This window comes from Amycolatopsis sp. NPDC003676 (assembly GCF_053587275.1).
Genome location: NZ_JBSFNS010000029.1, coordinates 1 through 15722, shown reverse-complemented (window position 1 = coordinate 15722; position 15722 = coordinate 1). Strand labels below are relative to the sequence as shown.

Here is a 15722-nt window from a genome sequence, read left to right as displayed (position 1 = left end):
CGTTCCCTTTCTCAAGAACCGAGCCGAGCGCGGGGGTCGAGGACCCCGTAGAGCACGTCCACCGCGAAGTTCGCGAGGACGACGAAGAAGGCGGCGAACAGGCTGACGCCCATCAGCACCGGAAGGTCCACCTGGTGCACGGCGTCGACGAGCAGCCCGCCGAGACCGGGAAGCGCGAACACCCGCTCGGTGATCACCGCGCCGCCGAGCAGCGCGCCGAGGTCGACCGCGAACACCGTCACCACCGGCAGCAACACGTTGCGCAGCGCGTATTTCCCGACGACGGTCCGCTCCGGCAGGCCGACCGCCCGCGCGGTGCGGATGAAGTCCTCGCCCATGATTTCGAGCATCTGGCCGCGCGAGAGCCGGGCGTACACCGCGGCGTTGATGAACGCCAGCACCAGCCACGGCAGCACGAGGTGCCACGCCCAGTCGACCGGGCTCTGCGCGAACGTCACGTACCCGCTCACCGGCACCACGTCGAGCGTGAAGCCGAAGAGCAGAATTCCCAGCAGCCCCACCAGGTACGCGGGCGCGGACACCCCGGCGAGCGTCACCGTCATCGCGGCCCGGTCGGCGAACTTGCCGCGGCGCAGCGCGGAGAACACACCGGTCGCGACGCCGGCGATCAGCCAGATCACCGACGCGCCGATCGCCAGCGAGACCGTGATCGGCAGCCGGTCCCCGATCAGCGCCAGCACGGGTTCGCTCTGCTGGAACGAATACCCGAAGCAGGGCGCGGAGCAGACGATCGCCGTCACGCCGGTGCCGAACGTGCGGCCGGTGAAGATGCCGCCGAGGAAGTCGAAGTACTGCTGGATCCACGGTTTGTCGAAGCCCATGAACTCCCGGGCCAGCGCCAGGTTCTCCGGCGTGCACGGCTTGCCGCAGGACATGAACGCCGGGTCGGTGGGCAGCAGGTAGAACACCGCGAAGGTGCCGAAGCTGACCACGAGCAGCACGCCGAGCATCCCCAGCAGGCGGATGCCCACGAAACGCAGAGTGCGGTTCACCGGCGCACCGCCGTCTTCGGGTCGAGCGCGTCGCGCAGCCCGTCGCCGAGCATGTTGAACGCCAGCGTCGCGATGAACAGCGCGGCGCCGGGGAAAATGAGGAACATCGGATCTGTCTGCACCCAGTTGATCGCGTCGCTGATGGAACGGCCCCAGCTCGGCGTGGGCGGCGGGATGCCGACGCCGAGGAACGACAGCGCGGCTTCCAGGCCGATGTTGGCCGGGATGCTCACCGTCGCCAGCACGATGATCGGCGCCCACAGGTTCGGCAGCAGCTCACGGCGGAACACGTGCACGCCGCCCGCGCCGAGCGCACGGGCCGCCTTGACGAAGTCGCGGTTGCGCAGGCTCAGCGTCTGCGCGCGGACCACCCGGGCCACGCGCGGCCAGCCGAACAGGCCGATCACCGCGATCAGCAGCAGCGGCCGCGGGATCGACTGCGGGGCGACCGCACCGAGCGCGATCATGAAGATCAGCTGCGGGAACCCGAGCAGCACGTCGGTCACCCGGCTCACCACGGTGTCCCACCAGCCGCCGACGTATCCGGCGCTCGCCCCGAGCAGCACGCCCAGGAGCATCGACACCGCGGTCGCGGCGAGCCCGATCAGGAACGACGTGCGCGCGCCGTACGCGACGACCGCGAAGAGGTCCCGTCCGGTCAGCGGTTCGACGCCGAACCAGTGGCTTCCGCTGATCCCGCCGAGGAATCCCGCGCCCGTGCCGTCGGCCGGATTGAGCAGTTCGGTGTGGTAGGTGTACGGATCCTGGCCCTCGATCAGGGCGAGCAGAGGAGCCGCTAGGGCGGTGACGATCACCAGCACGATGACGACCGCGCTGGCTTGCGCCCAGCGGTCGTGCCGCAGCGCGCGCCACAGATTCCGGGAGGCCGGTGCGGCCGCCGGGACCCCAGCGCCGCCCGGGGACAGGATGTCGGACAACGGTTCCCTATGCAGATCAGCGTTACTTGACGACGTGACAGTAAAGAACCCGAAGGAAATTCACCACGACGGCGGCGCCCGTCCCGGATCGTGAGACATCGCCGATGTCATACCTCCCCCGGGCATTCGTGCTGTTCACGCAGGTCACCGGCGGTCGCGCGGCCCGGGCCAGTGTGCCGTGCGGACAGGCGTCCGGCCAGCGTTGTTGTCACCCGTTCGGAGGCAGTCCCGGGACGGTCGGCTGACTCGGTTTGTGCCGCCGTCCGCCCGGCGCTGGACTGGCCGCACGTAGCCAGTCTCCTGTGGACGGAAGGACCTGCCGATGTTTCGCTGCTCGCGCCGCACGCTGACCGGAGTGCTGATCGCCGCGGCCGCTTTGCTGGTCAGCCCTCCTGCCTCGGCGGCCGGTGCGGCGGTGAACGGCGGCGACGCGATGTACACCGTGTCACCGGGGCCTGGCCGCGAGCCCTACTACTGCTCGGCGGGTTTCGCGATCCTCGTCAAGGAGGTCCGGTACATCCTCACCGCGGGGCACTGCACCGAGCACGGGCTCGATTGGAAAGACATCGGCCGCAACGTGGACAGCCACTTCCCGGTGGCCGATTACGGCCGCGTCGAGGACCCGTCCGGCTCCGGGCACAGCCAGGTCGACCTCTACGACGGCAGCACCCAGCGGATCCTGCGCGCGGGCACGCCCGCGGTGGGACAGCTGGTGTGCCGGAGCGGCATGACCACGAAGAAGACGTGCGGGAAGGTCTTGGGCCTCAACCAGACCGTGAACTTCGGCGACGGCAAGCAGGTCGTCGGCACGATCGCCACCGACATCCCGGTCGGGGCCGGGGACAGCGGCGGCCCGTTGTTCTACGCCGGGGTCGGGTACGGGGTGTTGTCCGGCGGGAACAACCAGGTCAGCTTCTTCCAGCCGCTGCCGCCGGTGCTCGCCGCTTACGGGGCCACGCTCGCCTGATCTTCGGGTCCGTGAGGGGAACCCTGAGGGAATCTGATTGCCTCAGGGTTCCCCTCACGTACGACAACCGCGCACCAGTGCCAGCGCGTGCCTCAGCGGGAGACATCCGTTAATCGGTTACGCGGCAGCGTCCGAGTCGAGCTCGATCCAGAACCGGTCCTCGCCGCGCCTCCGGCCGTCCGGCACCCCGCCGTTGGACAGGATCGTCCGACGGGAACGCTCGTTGTCCGCCTCGCAGGTCAGCAGCACGCGGTCGAGCCCGAGGCGGCGGCACTCCGCGAGCCCGGCCGTCAGCATCCGCGTGGCGTGGCCTTGTCCGCGCCACGGAGACACCACGTGGTACCCGACGTGACCGCCCGCCTCGGCGAGGTCAGGCGTGAGCTCGTGCCGGACGACCAGGGTGCCCAGGTAGTACTCGCCGGAGACGTACCAGAAGAGCGTGGAAGGCACTCCCCAGCGCGGCTGCACCTCGCGCCGCGCGGCGACGAACCCGGCGAAGTCAACGCTCGCAGCGTCCAGCCATTCGGTCGGGCGGCCTTCGTACAGGCAGTCCACCTGCTCGCCGACCAGGTACGACGTCCGCACCTCAACCGTGGGCAGGACAAGACGAGGAGGCTCGACGAGACGGATCATCGGCCCAGTCTTCCTGCCGCGCGCCTGGCGCACAGCTCATTTTCGCGGCCGGACCTCACCCCTGCGCCAGTCCGGCGTGCCCTTCCCGCAGCGCGCGCTTGACGATCTTCCCGCTCGGGTTCTTCGGCAGCGCGTCCACGAACACCACGTACTTCGGGCACTTGTAGCCCGCCAGGTGTTCCCGGGCGTGCGCGAGAACCTCGGCTTCAGTGAGCGTGACGCCTTCGCGCGGCACGATCGCCGCGGTGACCGCCTCGATCCAATGTGGATGCGAGACCCCGAACACGGCGACCTCGGCGATCCCGTCCAGCAGGTACAGCGCTTCCTCGACCTCGCGGCTCGCGACGTTCTCGCCGCCGGTCTTGATCATGTCCTTCTTCCGGTCCACGACCGACAGATAGCCCTCGTCGTCGAGCACGCCGAGGTCGCCCGAGTGGAACCAGCCGCCCTCGAAGGCGGCGGCGGTTTTCTCCTCGTCCTCGTAGTAGCCGAGCGTCGCGTGCGGACTGCGGTGCACGATCTCGCCGACCTCGCCAGGCGGCAGTTCGCGGCCGTCCTCGTCGACGATCCGGGTCTCGACGTTGATCGACGCCCGGCCCGCCGAACCCGCCTTCGCGAGCTGTTCGTGCGGGCGCAGGATCGTGGCGAGCGGGGCCATTTCGGTCTGGCCGTAGAAGTTCCACAGCTGCACGTCCGGCAGCCGCCGCGACAGTTCGCGCAGCACCTCGGCGGGCATCGGCGACGCGCCGTAGTAGCCCTTCCGCAGGCTGGACAGGTCCGTCGTGTCGAACGCCGGGTGCCGCAGCAGCGAGATCCACACCGTCGGCGGCGCGAACAGCTTCGTCGCGCGTTCGCGTTCCACCGCGGCCAGCAGCGCCGCCGGGTCCGGGCCGGGCAGGATCACGCTCGTCGCGCCGAGGTAGACGTCGACCGACAGGAAACAGTCCAGCTGCGCGCAGTGGTAGAGCGGCAGGGAATGCACCTCGATGTCGTCGCCGGTCATGCTGCCGTCGATCGCACACGATACATACTGCGCGATGAGCGACCGGCTCGACAGCAGCACACCCTTGGGCCGCGATTCGGTGCCGGAGGTGTACATCAGCCGCAGCGGATCGTCGTCCTCGACGAGCACCGCCGGGGCCGTTTCGTCACCGGGCTGGTCGATCCAGTCCGCGACGCTCTCCCAGTCGCCCTTGCCGCCGATCCGCCCGCGCAGGACATCGGTGCGGCCGGAGCGTTTCAGCGCCTCCGCCGCGGTGTCGAGCAGCGCGTCCTCGGCGATCAGCCCGGACACTCCGGCGTGGCCGAGAATGAACGCGACCTCCTCCGCGCCGAGCATGAAGTTCACCGGCACCAGCACCACGCCCAGCTTGGCCGTGGCGAACACCAGCACCGCGTACTCCCAGCAGTTGCGGCTGAGCAGCGCCAGCCGGTCGCCCTTCGCGAGGCCGCGTTCGGCGAGCCGGTGCGCGCAGCGGTTGACCGCCGCGTCGAACTCGCGGTAGGTCGCCCGCCGCTGCCCGGAGACGATCGCGAGCTTGTCCGGGAGGCGCAACGCGGTGCGCCGCAGGAGATCCCCGACGGAATGCTGGCGGGCGTGCTGGATCGCTTCCGCCGTTTCGGCGCTGAACGGGCTCGGCATAGCGGGAGTCTCATCCACCGGCGCGGCGTGCGCAAGCAGGACCGGCAGCGGCAAGACCCCGGCGCGGTGCGGGCCGGCAGCTTGCGCTGTCCCAAGTGGACAGACGGCCGGTCAGTCGCGCATCGCGGCACTGCCCGGACAAGCGATCCCCGCCGGAAATCCGCTCAGCCGTCCTTCGCCCACACGCGCACGGCCACCGCGACCGCGATCCCGACGACGCCGAGCACGATCCCCGCGACCAGCAGCCCGGACGCGATCAGCCCGAGCGCCGCGACCGCGAACAGCCCGAACTCCAGGAAGAACCGCGTCGGCTCCGGGCAGCGCCGCTTGGCCTGGGGCGCGATCACGAGCCCCCAGATCGCCGCCGCCAGCGCCGGCCACAGCACCGCCGCGAGAATGTCGAGGAACACGTTCCCGCCGAGCCGCGCACCGGCGACCGCGAGACCGGCGAGCAGCGCCAGTTCGGTCAGGAAGCGGATGACGAGCACCGCGCCGGGGAAACCGCGCAATTCGGGTCGAGTGGTGGTCACGCTGGGAGCCTAACGGCCGGGCCCGCGCTCCGTGCGCGGAGTCGCGGACCCGGCCGGAATCAGCGCCGGGCCACCATTCGGGACAGCGTCATCAGGATCGCGCCGAACACCAGCAGCGCCGCGCCGAACACGGCGAGCCGCGGGGTGCTCACGCCGGTCTTCGCCAGGGCCTGCTGCTTCGGCTGGGCAGCTTCCGGCGCGGAGGTCTGCGTCGGCTGGCTGGTCGTGACCTTCTCCGGGGCCTTCGGCGTCACCTTCGCGACTTCGTGGACCCGGGCGGTGAGCGAGTCGGCGTGCTTGGCGTCCGACAGCGACCCCGGCGGGTTGGCCTGCTTGCCGCCCGCCCAGACGAGACCGCTGATGTCCTTCTTCGGCGTGGTCGAGGAAGTCGACGTCAGCGGCTTGGTCGCCGAGGAGCTCGAAGACGTCGGGCTGCCGGACGTCGTCGGGCTCGTCTTCGTCGTCGTCGACGGCGACGTGGTGGGCAAACTCGTCGGCGTCTTGGTCGGAGTCTTGGTCGGAGTCTTGGTCGCCGAGGAGTTCGGCGGCGCGCTCGTGGTCGGCGTCGAGGTCGGCGGCTTCGTCGACGTGGTCGGCTTCGGCGGGGCCGGGGCCTCGCTCTTCGGAGCGTCGCCGCCGGCGAACTTGATCAACTGCTCCATCGAACCGTTGAACGAGTCCTGGTCGCCGGGCTTGTTGCCGGAGTCCGAGTACTGCCACACCGTGTAGTACCGCCAGCCCGAGGGCAGCGGCCCAGCGCTTTGCGCGTACCGGGCGATGAACAGCGGATGCGTGTCGCCGAACGCGTTCGAGTTGCCGGTGCAGGTCTTCCACCAGTCAGTGGTGGTGTAGAGCATCGGCCAGCGCGACGTTTTCGCGTGCAGCCGCTCGGAGAACGACCGCACCCACGACACCATCGCCGACTGCGACAGGCCGAAGCAGGTCGAGCCGTACGGGTTGTACTCGATGTCCAGCATCGGCGGCATGGTGCGGCCGTCCGCGGACCAGCCGCCGCCGTGCGCGACGAAGTAGTCCGCCTGCGTCGCGCCGTCGGACACGTCCGGACGCGCGAAGTGGTACGCGCCGCGGATCATCCCGACGTCGTAAGAACCGTTGTACTGCTGCGCGAAGTACGGGTTCAGGTACCCGGTGCCTTCGGTCGCCTTGACATAGGCGAAGCGCGCGCCCGCGTTCCAGGCGCCCTTCCAGTCCACATTGCCCTGGTGCCCGGACACGTCCATGCCCGGCACCTCGGCGGATGCCGCCACCGCCTGGGGCGCGTGCAGCAGCCCCAGCGCTCCGACCGCAGCCACCGCTGCCGCCGCGACGATCGCACCCGCCCGAGCCGCTATCCGCCCGGAGCCCGTCATCCTCTACTCCCTCGTCTTTTCCCGCCCTGGGAGCGCTCCGGCCGTCCGCGTCTCTTCCCCAAGAGCGGAACCGGATCACCTGGGCGAGCCCCAGTGTGTGTGACACGCGGGACGCCTGTAAACCACTGGGAGTGATGTGACGCGTGGTACACAAGAGGTTTTCCGAGGTCACCGGGGTTACGGCCGCTCGGGGGCGGGATGAAACTCACCCACCCCGGGTCACTGTCGGCAGCGGGCCCGGCACTCGTCGCAGTGGGTAATCAGAGTGCCGCCACCGGAACGGAGCACCGCAGCAGAGCCGAATGGCGGACACCCCGGTTTTGTCATCGCGCAAGGGCCGAAGGTCGGTCTTCCGGCACCGCCGGAGACCCGCCCGGGCGGTGCGACACGCCCGGCCCGGCGAGCCGTTCACGAACAACTCCCCCGCGCCGGAAACCCTTGCCCGCACTGCGGAAACCGGCCGCTACCAGCACTTTCCGCCCGGACGCCGGTAATCGCCCGGCCACACAGCGTCAACCAGGCAGACGTCTTCGCAACATCTTGGCAACCGGCTTGACACCGGCTGTGGTCCGGACCACCCTGCAGGACATTGGTCTACACCATTTGTCATTCAGCCCCGGTCGCCGACGACCGGGCACCGAAAGGACGAGACACGTGAAGCGCTGGCTCAAGCTGGCGGCGGGAGCCGCCGCCATCACGCTCGCCACGGCCGGGTGCGCCGGCTCCGGCGGGAGTGAGAACGCCTCGAGCGCTGGGGGCGCGCAGGACGGCAAGCTGACGGTCTGGCTGATGACCGGCTCCGCGCCGGACAGCCTGACCGCCGCCCTGAACAAGGAATTCGAGGCCGCCCACCCCGGCGTCAAGGTCGACTACCAGATCCAGCAGTGGAACGGCATCCAGCAGAAGCTGACCACCGCGCTGGCGAGCGACACGCCGCCGGACGTCATCGAGGTCGGCAACACCCAGACCCCCGCGTTCGCCGCGCAGGGCGTGCTGGCCGACCTCTCCGGCGACGTCAACAACCTCAACGGCGGGCAGTGGCTCGCCGGGCTCAAGGCGTCCGGCCAGTACGACGGCAAAACCGTCGGCGTGCCGTTCTACGCCGCGAACCGCGTCGTGATGTACCGCAAGGACATGTTCGAGCAGGCCGGCATCACCCAGCCGCCCACGTCGAACGACGAATGGCTCGCGGACATCGCCAAGCTGAAGACGAAATTCGGCAGCGACCCGCAGTTCCAGCCGCTCTACATGCCCGGCCAGAACTGGTACGCGCTGTCGTCGTTCATCTGGGACAACGGCGGCGACATCGCCAAGGGCGAGGGCAAGTCCTTCAAGTCCTCGCTGAACACGCCGGAAGCCAAGGCGGGCCTCGAGTTCTACAAGAAGCTCGTGGACACCTCCGGCACCACCGCGCCCAAGGACAACGACGAGGCCACCCCGCAGCAGGCCGGCATCTACGCCGCCGGCAAGGTCGCCATGTTCATCGGCACCCCGAACGAAGTGGCGACCGCGGCCAAGACCGACCCGGGCATCACCGCCAAGACCGGCGCGTTCCCGATCCCGTCGAAGACCGCCGGCCAGGGCGCTCCGGTGTTCCTCGGCGGCTCGAACCTGGTCGTCCCGCTCAACAGCAAGCACCAGGACCTCGCCAAGGACTACCTGAAGCTGCTGACCAGCACCAAGTACATGACGCAGCTCGCCGCCGGCGGCTACGTGCCGGGCACCTCCACCGACCTCAGCGCGCTCGACAAGGACCCGCTGGGCTCGGTGATGGCGAAGGCGTCGAAGAACGGCCACGCGATGCCGGCCAGCCCGAAGTGGGGCGAGGTCGAATCCGGCCAGAACCCGCTGAAGGACATGCTGACCGCTTACCTGACCGGGAAGAAGACTCTCGACCAGGCCGCGGCTGACGCGAACACTGCCCTCGACAAGATCATCGGCGGATGACCGCGACGAAGGACACTCCGGTGCCGGCGGGGGCGACCCCGCCGGCACCGGCGCACGTCGGGGCGGCGCGGAAGCGGGGCAGCGGCTGGTTCAGCGAGCGGCTCATGCCGTACCTGCTGATCCTTCCCGCGCTCGCCGCCGTGCTGGTGCTGCTCGGCTGGCCCACCATTCAGATGCTCGGCATCAGCCTGCGTCAGCTCGACCTGCGCGAGCTGGTGACCGGCAAGATGGTGTGGATCGGCTTCAAGAACTACACCGACGTGCTGTCCGACCCCGAGTTCTGGGCAGTCGCGCTCCGCACGGTCCTCTTCACCGGCGCGCTCGTCGCCGGGACCCTGCTCGTGGCACTGCTGATCGCGGTGCTGATGCGCCACCTCAACCCGGTGCTGCGGATCTTCGTGCAGGTCTCGCTGGTGCTCGCGTGGGCGGTGCCGGTCATCGCCACCACCACGGTGTTCCAGTGGATCTTCGACCAGCAGTACGGCATCCTCAACAAGACGCTGGACAAACTGGGCTTCCATTCGTTCATCGGGTACTCGTGGTTCTCCACCGGCACGAGCACGCTCGTGGTGATCGGGCTGCTGGTGCTGTGGCAGGCCGTGCCGTTCGTCGCGTTCACGCTCTACGCGGGCCTCATCGGCGTGCCGCGCGAGCAGTACGAGGCGGCGGGCATCGACGGAGCCGGGCCGTGGCAGACGTTCCGCGCGGTCAGCTGGCCGGCGATCCGGCCGATCCTGACGATGGTGACGTTCCTGTCGATGCTGTGGGACTTCAACATGTTCGCCCAGGTGTGGGCCATCCGCCAGGGCGGCCCGGACGGCGCGAGCACGACGCTGGCGATCATGCAGTACCTCAAGGGCATCGCGGGCAGCCACTTCGGCTCCGCCGCGGCCATCGCCACCATCATGCTGGTGCTGCTCCTGCTGGTCACCGGCCGGTACGTGCAGCTGCTGGTCCGGACGAAGGACGGGGAGATCGCGTGAGAAAGTCCCTGCCCGCCCGGATTCTGGTGTCGGTCGCCGGAATTCTCGTGGCGCTGCTGTTCCTCTTCCCGACGTACTGGATGTTCACGACGTCGCTGAAGACCCCGGGCGACGTGCTGTCGCCGAAGTACGACCTGATCCCGACCTCGGCGACGCTGTCGAACTTCGCGTCGGCGCTGACCAAACCCGGGTTCGTCACGTACCTGACCAACAGCCTGATCGTGACGCTCGGCGCGGTGCTGGCCGCGCTGGTGGTGGGCGTGCTCGCGGCGATCCCGCTCGCGCGCTTCCGCTTCCGCGGCCGCAAGGGGTTCCTGCTGCTGATCCTGGTGGCGCAGCTGGCCCCGCTCTCGGCGCTGTTCATCCCGATGTACCTGCTGATGCGCGACATCGGGCTGCTGAACACGCTGCCGTCGCTGCTGCTGGTGTACTTCGCGACGTCGCTGCCGTTCACCGTGTGGATGCTCTACGGGTTCGTCAACGGCATCCCGTACGATCTCGAAGAGGCCGCGATGATCGACGGCTGCAGCCGGGTCGGAGCGTTCCGCCGGGTCACGCTGCCGCTGCTCGGACCGGGCCTCGTGACGACGTCGGTGTTCAGTTTCATTACGGCGTGGAACGAATTCCTGTTCGCGCTGGTGTTCATGCGGGACCAGTCGAAGCAGACGCTGCCGGTGTGGCTGTCGTCGTTCAAGACGGCGTTCTCGATCGACTGGGGCGGCGTCATGGCCGCGTCGGTGATCTACGCGATCCCCGCGGTGATCTTCTTCCTGATCGTGCAACGGAAACTCGTGTCCGGCATGACCGCCGGCGCGGTGAAGGGATGACGGTGGCTCCCCTGTCCGAGGTGTCCGACCCCCGCAGGCTCGCCGAAGCCGTGCTGCTGCCCGGATTCGCCGGCACGACGGCGCCGGACTGGGTGCGCCGCAGACTCGCCGAGGGTCTCGGCGGCGTGATCCTGTTCGGCCGCAACGTGGTCGACGACGAACAGGTCGCCGCGCTCACGTCCGCGCTGCGGTCCGAACGGGACGACGTGGTCGTCGGGATCGACGAGGAGGGCGGCGACGTCACCCGCCTCGACGTCGGCAAGGGTTCGTTCGTGCCCGGCCCGCTCGCGCTGGGCGCGGCCGGGGATCCGGAGCTGACCGCCTCCGTCGCCGCCGCGCTCGGCGAACGGCTCGCGGCGTGCGGGGTCACGGTCAACCTCGCGCCGTGCGCGGACCTCACGCTCGCCGCGGAGGACCCGGGTATCGGCGTGCGGGCGTTCGGCTCGGATCCGGTGACGGCTTCGCCGCACGTCGCGGCGTTCGTGACCGGCATGCAGAAATACGGCGTCGCCGCGTGCGCGAAGCATTTCCCCGGGCACGGCGCAGCGACCGAGGATTCGCACCTCTCGCTGCCGGTGCTGCCGCGCACCGCGGCCGAGCTCCGGGAGGTCGAACTGGTCCCGTTCGCCGCGGCGATCGAGGCTGGTGTCCGGACTGTCATGTCCGGGCACCTCGTGGTCCGGGAATGGGGAGAGGAACCGGCGACGTTCAACCGGACCGCGCTGGTCGACGTGCTGCGCGGCGAACTGGGGTTCACCGGGACGGTCATCACGGACGCGTTGGAGATGGGGGCCATCTCCGGGGCGTACGGGCGGCACGACGGGATCGGCGAGGCGTCGGTCCGGGCTCTCCTGGGCGGCGCCGACGCGCTGTGCCTCGGCGGGGCCCCGTTCGACGCCGAGACGCTCGACCGGATCGCGGAGGCGATCGTCGCGGCGGTGGCCAGCGGCCGGCTTCCCTTGGAGCGGCTGGCCGACGCCGCGGTCCGGACGGCTTCGCTGGGCACCGCCCCGGCCGCGGCGACGGTGCAGCCGGTGGACTACTCGCTCGGGCTGTCCGCTGCTCGGGCCGCCCTGCGGGTCACCGGTACGCCGCAGCTCACGGGCCGCACGCTCGTGGTCGACGTGCAGACCGAACCGGGTATCGCGGCCGGGCCGATGCCGTGGGGGCTGGGGGCGCACCTGGCGGAGCTGGTGCCGGGCACTCGGACGCTTTCGGTCTCCCCCGACGACGTCTCGACGGTCTTGGCGGAGGCCTCGTCGGTGGAGAGCGTTGTCGTGGTGACCCGGGAGGCGCACCGGCATCCGGCGGTGCGGGAGTTCCTGGCCGGTCTGTCCACTGTGGACTACATCCGGGTCGAAACCGGGGTTCCCGGGCCGGAAACCGGCACCGGGCCGCGGATCGACACCTTCAGCGGCTCCTACGTGAGCCTGCGCGCCGCCGCGGAATACCTCGCTCGCTCCTGACCTGCTGTCCGTGAAGGACTCCTCGAGGGAATCGAGGAGTCCTTCACGGGCCTACAGCGCGTCGCGGCCGCGCTCTCCGGTGCGGACGCGGACGACGGTCTCCACCGGCGTGACCCAGATCTTCCCGTCGCCGATCTTGCCGGTGTGCGCGGTGTCCTGCACCGTCCGCAGCGCGGCGTCGACCTGGTCGTCGTCGAGGAGGATTTCCAGGCGGTACTTGGTGATGAAATCGACCGCGTACTCCGCGCCCCGGTAGATCTCGGTGTGGCCTTTCTGCCTGCCGTATCCGCGGACCTCGCTGACGGTCATCCCGGCGACGCCGAGTTCCTGCAGCGCGATCCGGACGTCGTCCAGCACGAACGGTTTGACGACGGCGGTCAGCAGCTTCATCGGTTCTCCTCGCGCGCCGGCCGGTGCGATCCCGGCACGCCGGCGGGCGCGCTCCCCCGGCGTCCGGCCTGGACTGCCAGCTCGTACGCGCCTTCGGCGTGCTCAGCCTCGTCGACACCGTCGATCTCGGCTTCGCGGTCGATCCGGAATCCCATGAACTTGTGCATGACCCAGCCGATCAGGAAGGTCATCGCCAGCGAATACCCTAGTACCGCCAGCGTGCCGACCGCCTGGCGCCACAGCTGGTCGAATCCGCCGCCGTAGAACAGGCCGTTCGCGCCCTGGGGAGCCACGCTCACGGTCGCGAACAGGCCGATCAGCAGCGTCCCCACGAACCCGCCGAGGCCGTGCACCGCGACCACGTCGAGCGAGTCGTCGAAGCCGAACCGGTACTTCAGGCCCACCGCGAACGAGCACACGACGCCCGCCGCGACGCCGATCGCGATCGCGCCGACCGGTTCGACGTAAGCGCATCCCGGCGTGATCCCCACCAGCCCGGCCACCGCGCCGGAAGCGGCGCCGAGCGTGGTCGGCTTCCCGTCGCGGAACTGCTCGACGACCAGCCAGCCCAGCACCGCGGCCGCTCCCGCGACGGTGGTGTTCAGGAACGAGGTGGCCGCGAGGTTCTTCGCGGCCAGCGCGGAACCGGCGTTGAACCCGAACCAGCCGAACCACAGCAGCCCGGCGCCGAACATCACGAACGGCAGGTTGTGCGGCCGGACGGCCTGCTTCGGCCAGCCGTGCCTGCGGCCGAGCACGATCGCGAGCGCCAGCGCGGCCGCCCCGGAGTTCACCTCGACGACGGTGCCGCCCGCGAAGTCCAGCGCGTGCAGCTTCGCCGCGATCCACCCGTCGGGCGCGAAGACCCAGTGCGCCACCGGCAGGTACACCACGGTGACCCACACGACGGAGAACACCGTCCAGGTCCAGAACCGGGCCCGCTCGGCGATCGCGCCGGCCAGCAGCGCCACCGTGATGACCGCGAACATCATCTGGAAGGCGACGAACGCGAACAGCGGCACCTGGGTCCCGGCGAGCCCGATCGTCTGCTCGGCCAGCCCGTGCAGCCCGGCCAGCCGCACCGTGCCGAGCAGGCCGCCGAACCAGTCGGAGCCGAACGCGAGCGAATACCCGTAAGCCACCCAGACCAGGCCGACGGTCGCGAGGCAGACGAACGTCATCGCCATCACGTTCAGCACGCTCCGGGCGCGCACCATCCCGCCGTAGAACAGCGCGAGACCCGGTGTCATCAGCATGACCAGCGCCGCGCTGACCAGCAACCACGCCGTGCTTCCGGTATCGACCACGGTCGGACTCTCCTTGTCGCCTCGTCCGGCCGATCAAGCTAACCGCGCGGTGTTACCGGAATGTTTCCGTCATGCTTCCGCTACCCGCCCCTGAACCGGCGTAACGGTCCAACCGGGCCGAACCGGGCAGACGACCGCCGACGACGCAGTCCGCAGCCGCTTTGCCTAACCTCGAAATCCACTGTGGACAGTCAGGGCAGGCGGAAACCACGACCGAAATCGACATTCCGCTGTCCCGTACGGCGCGTGTTTCACTTCGGCTCCGGCGACCCCGGACGGCGGGAATCGGAGCAAAGCGCCAGTTCGGCCCAGACGGTCTTCCCCCAGGGCAGCGGCGTCTGGCCCCAGCGGTCGGCGACAGCGTCGATCAAGGCCAAACCGCGTCCTCCGCCTTCGTAGCCGTCCCGGTGCCTGGCGAGGTCCGTGAGAGAGTCGGAAACCTCGATCAGGATCCGGTCTCCGCGCAACGACAGCGTCAGCTCGCACGGCGGACGGGCGTGCCGCAGCGCGTTGCTGGCGATCTCGTCGAGCACCAGGCGCACGTCGGCCACCGCGTCCGCGCCCGCGTGCGGGAGATGGCGGCGCACGAACGCCGCCGCCCGATCCCGGATCCGTCGCAGCATGGCGAAATCCTGCTCCAACGCCAAGCGCAGGAGCGCCGCTCCCGCGGGCGAACGGCTGTGCTGAGCCTCGTCGACACTCACGCTTGACCTCCCCCCTGTGCGATATTAACGGATACCCGCCGCGCGGAGGCGGCAAACCAGAACTGCGGTAAATAAGATCCACGGGGCCTTCCGCATGGTTTTCCGGCCCGCTTTACCGTTCTTTGCCGTGCGGGATTCCCCGAGCTGTGCCACCTTTTTCGTCATGACTGATCTCCCTGCTTATCCGTCCCCTTCCGCCGATCCCGCCGGAGCGCGGCCGCGTCCGGCTGCGGTCACCGGCGCCTTCTGGGCGTATGTGGCCGCCACCCTCGTCGGCCTCGTCGGAGCCGTGTTCCTGGTCTTCTCGCGAGACGCGCTGGCGGACGCGATGCGAAGAGCGAACGGGCAGAACGCGGCACGCCTCACCGACGCCCAGATCGACCAGGCGGTGACGATCGGCATCGTCGTCGGAGCCGTGCTCGCGATCGCGTTCGCCTTGCTGCACTTGCTGTTCGCGTTCAAACTCCGCGCGGGCCGCAACTGGGCGAGGATCGTGCTCACAGTGCTCACCGCCCTCCAGGTCGTCTCGCTGCTGGCGGGCCAGGCGACGGTGGTCGGTTCCGTCAGCGCCGTGTTCGCGCTGCTCGGCGTCGTCCTGTCCTTTCTCCCCCAGGCCAGTCAGTACATCGCCGCGACGAAGGCCGACCGCCGTCTCGGGACAACGGGTTTGGCCGGTGCCTGAGGCGGGTATCCGCCGTTTATCGCAAGCGCCGGGACCGCTTTTCCCGAAACCTTAAATAGAAAGAGGAAAACGAGATGAGCGACACCGCCGGAAACAAGGCCGAAGAGATCAAGGGAAAGGCCAAGGAAGCGCTCGGCAACGCCACCGGGAACGAGCAGTGGCAAGCCGAGGGGAAAGCCGAGCAGGCCAAGGGCGCCCTCAAGCAGGCGGGAGAAAAGGTCAAAGACGCCGTCAAGGGCGTGAAAGACTGACCCCCGCGCACAGAGCGGCCGATCTTCATCCTGTGGTTCGGCCTCGGCTTCGCGCCGAAAGCGCTCGTCGCC

The 15722-nt window shown here is 69.5% G+C and carries 16 protein-coding genes; 7 read left to right on the top strand and 9 right to left on the bottom strand.

The window, feature by feature from the left end:
* Window positions 1-11: 11 nt before the first annotated feature.
* Entirely contained in the window at window positions 12-1013 is a 1002-nt protein-coding gene (locus ACWDNU_RS19140) for an ABC transporter permease (protein ID WP_344275740.1), read from the bottom strand.
* Window positions 1010-1951 (bottom strand): ABC transporter permease, encoded by a 942-nt coding sequence (locus tag ACWDNU_RS19135; protein WP_449669845.1) that lies wholly within the window; start codon window positions 1949-1951, stop codon window positions 1010-1012. The genes ACWDNU_RS19140 and ACWDNU_RS19135 overlap by 4 nt, the downstream gene beginning before the upstream one ends.
* 322 nt (window positions 1952-2273) lie before the next feature.
* On the opposite strand from ACWDNU_RS19135, the gene ACWDNU_RS19130 reads away from it, so the two are divergent.
* Window positions 2274-2918, top strand: coding sequence for a S1 family peptidase (locus tag ACWDNU_RS19130; protein WP_449669844.1), 645 nt, complete (start codon window positions 2274-2276; stop codon window positions 2916-2918).
* Between the two features lie 117 nt (window positions 2919-3035).
* Here ACWDNU_RS19130 and ACWDNU_RS19125 read toward each other — a convergent pair whose 3' ends face one another.
* The 4 genes from ACWDNU_RS19125 to ACWDNU_RS19110 all read right to left on the bottom strand — a co-directional run bounded on the left by ACWDNU_RS19125 (window position 3036) and on the right by ACWDNU_RS19110 (window position 7093).
* The gene (locus ACWDNU_RS19125; RefSeq protein ID WP_370936847.1) at window positions 3036-3551 is read right to left on the bottom strand and encodes a GNAT family N-acetyltransferase; all 516 of its coding nucleotides are present in this window, start codon (window positions 3549-3551) and stop codon (window positions 3036-3038) included.
* A 55-nt stretch (window positions 3552-3606) separates the two neighbouring features.
* Window positions 3607-5193 (bottom strand): acyl-CoA synthetase, encoded by a 1587-nt coding sequence (locus tag ACWDNU_RS19120; RefSeq protein WP_449669843.1) that lies wholly within the window; start codon window positions 5191-5193, stop codon window positions 3607-3609.
* A 164-nt stretch (window positions 5194-5357) separates the two neighbouring features.
* Window positions 5358-5723 (bottom strand): YrdB family protein, encoded by a 366-nt coding sequence (locus ACWDNU_RS19115; RefSeq protein WP_370936845.1) that lies wholly within the window; start codon window positions 5721-5723, stop codon window positions 5358-5360.
* A gap of 59 nt (window positions 5724-5782) precedes the next feature.
* Window positions 5783-7093, bottom strand: a complete 1311-nt coding sequence (locus tag ACWDNU_RS19110; protein ID WP_449669842.1) for a lysozyme — start codon at window positions 7091-7093, stop codon at window positions 5783-5785.
* A gap of 654 nt (window positions 7094-7747) precedes the next feature.
* Here ACWDNU_RS19110 and ACWDNU_RS19105 point away from each other — a divergent pair.
* From ACWDNU_RS19105 to ACWDNU_RS19090, 4 genes are read left to right on the top strand one after another with little or no spacing between them, the layout of a single operon-like run.
* On the top strand, window positions 7748-9040 hold the full coding sequence (locus tag ACWDNU_RS19105; RefSeq protein WP_370936843.1) for a sugar ABC transporter substrate-binding protein: 1293 nt from the start codon (window positions 7748-7750) through the stop codon (window positions 9038-9040).
* Complete coding sequence (locus ACWDNU_RS19100; protein WP_370936842.1) at window positions 9037-10023, top strand: carbohydrate ABC transporter permease; 987 nt, start codon at window positions 9037-9039, stop codon at window positions 10021-10023. Before ACWDNU_RS19105 ends, ACWDNU_RS19100 begins: the two co-directional genes overlap by 4 nt.
* On the top strand, window positions 10020-10850 hold the full coding sequence (locus ACWDNU_RS19095; protein ID WP_370936841.1) for a carbohydrate ABC transporter permease: 831 nt from the start codon (window positions 10020-10022) through the stop codon (window positions 10848-10850). Before ACWDNU_RS19100 ends, ACWDNU_RS19095 begins: the two co-directional genes overlap by 4 nt.
* Window positions 10847-12316: a glycoside hydrolase family 3 protein gene (locus ACWDNU_RS19090; protein WP_449669841.1), complete on the top strand. Its 1470-nt coding sequence runs from the start codon at window positions 10847-10849 to the stop codon at window positions 12314-12316. Before ACWDNU_RS19095 ends, ACWDNU_RS19090 begins: the two co-directional genes overlap by 4 nt.
* Window positions 12317-12367: 51 nt before the next feature.
* Here ACWDNU_RS19090 and ACWDNU_RS19085 read toward each other — a convergent pair whose 3' ends face one another.
* The 3 genes from ACWDNU_RS19085 to ACWDNU_RS19075 form a co-directional block, all read right to left on the bottom strand.
* On the bottom strand, window positions 12368-12706 hold the full coding sequence (locus ACWDNU_RS19085; RefSeq protein ID WP_344275778.1) for a P-II family nitrogen regulator: 339 nt from the start codon (window positions 12704-12706) through the stop codon (window positions 12368-12370).
* Entirely contained in the window at window positions 12703-14013 is a 1311-nt protein-coding gene (locus ACWDNU_RS19080; protein ID WP_449669840.1) for an ammonium transporter, read from the bottom strand. The genes ACWDNU_RS19085 and ACWDNU_RS19080 overlap by 4 nt, the downstream gene beginning before the upstream one ends.
* 251 nt (window positions 14014-14264) lie before the next feature.
* Window positions 14265-14717: an ATP-binding protein gene (locus tag ACWDNU_RS19075; protein ID WP_370936838.1), complete on the bottom strand. Its 453-nt coding sequence runs from the start codon at window positions 14715-14717 to the stop codon at window positions 14265-14267.
* A 163-nt stretch (window positions 14718-14880) separates the two neighbouring features.
* Between ACWDNU_RS19075 and ACWDNU_RS19070 the strand changes: the two genes are divergently transcribed.
* Entirely contained in the window at window positions 14881-15399 is a 519-nt protein-coding gene (locus ACWDNU_RS19070; RefSeq protein WP_449669839.1) for a hypothetical protein, read from the top strand.
* Window positions 15400-15473: 74 nt separating this feature from the next.
* Window positions 15474-15650, top strand: a complete 177-nt coding sequence (locus ACWDNU_RS19065) for a CsbD family protein (RefSeq protein WP_354734829.1) — start codon at window positions 15474-15476, stop codon at window positions 15648-15650.
* Window positions 15651-15722: the final 72 nt, after the last annotated feature.

Excerpts from the sequence above, each read along its gene's own strand:
- ACWDNU_RS19130 (WP_449669844.1), top strand. The coding sequence starts at position 2,274 with ATGTTTCGCTGCTCGCGCCGCACGCTGACCGGAGTGCTGATCGCCGCG.
- ACWDNU_RS19125 (WP_370936847.1), bottom strand. The coding sequence starts at position 3,551 with ATGATCCGTCTCGTCGAGCCTCCTCGTCTTGTCCTGCCCACGGTTGAG.
- ACWDNU_RS19120 (WP_449669843.1), bottom strand. The coding sequence starts at position 5,193 with ATGCCGAGCCCGTTCAGCGCCGAAACGGCGGAAGCGATCCAGCACGCC.
- ACWDNU_RS19110 (WP_449669842.1), bottom strand. The coding sequence starts at position 7,093 with ATGACGGGCTCCGGGCGGATAGCGGCTCGGGCGGGTGCGATCGTCGCG.
- ACWDNU_RS19100 (WP_370936842.1), top strand. The coding sequence starts at position 9,037 with ATGACCGCGACGAAGGACACTCCGGTGCCGGCGGGGGCGACCCCGCCG.
- ACWDNU_RS19090 (WP_449669841.1), top strand. The coding sequence starts at position 10,847 with ATGACGGTGGCTCCCCTGTCCGAGGTGTCCGACCCCCGCAGGCTCGCC.
- ACWDNU_RS19085 (WP_344275778.1), bottom strand. The coding sequence starts at position 12,706 with ATGAAGCTGCTGACCGCCGTCGTCAAACCGTTCGTGCTGGACGACGTC.
- ACWDNU_RS19070 (WP_449669839.1), top strand. The coding sequence starts at position 14,881 with ATGACTGATCTCCCTGCTTATCCGTCCCCTTCCGCCGATCCCGCCGGA.
- ACWDNU_RS19065 (WP_354734829.1), top strand. The coding sequence starts at position 15,474 with ATGAGCGACACCGCCGGAAACAAGGCCGAAGAGATCAAGGGAAAGGCC.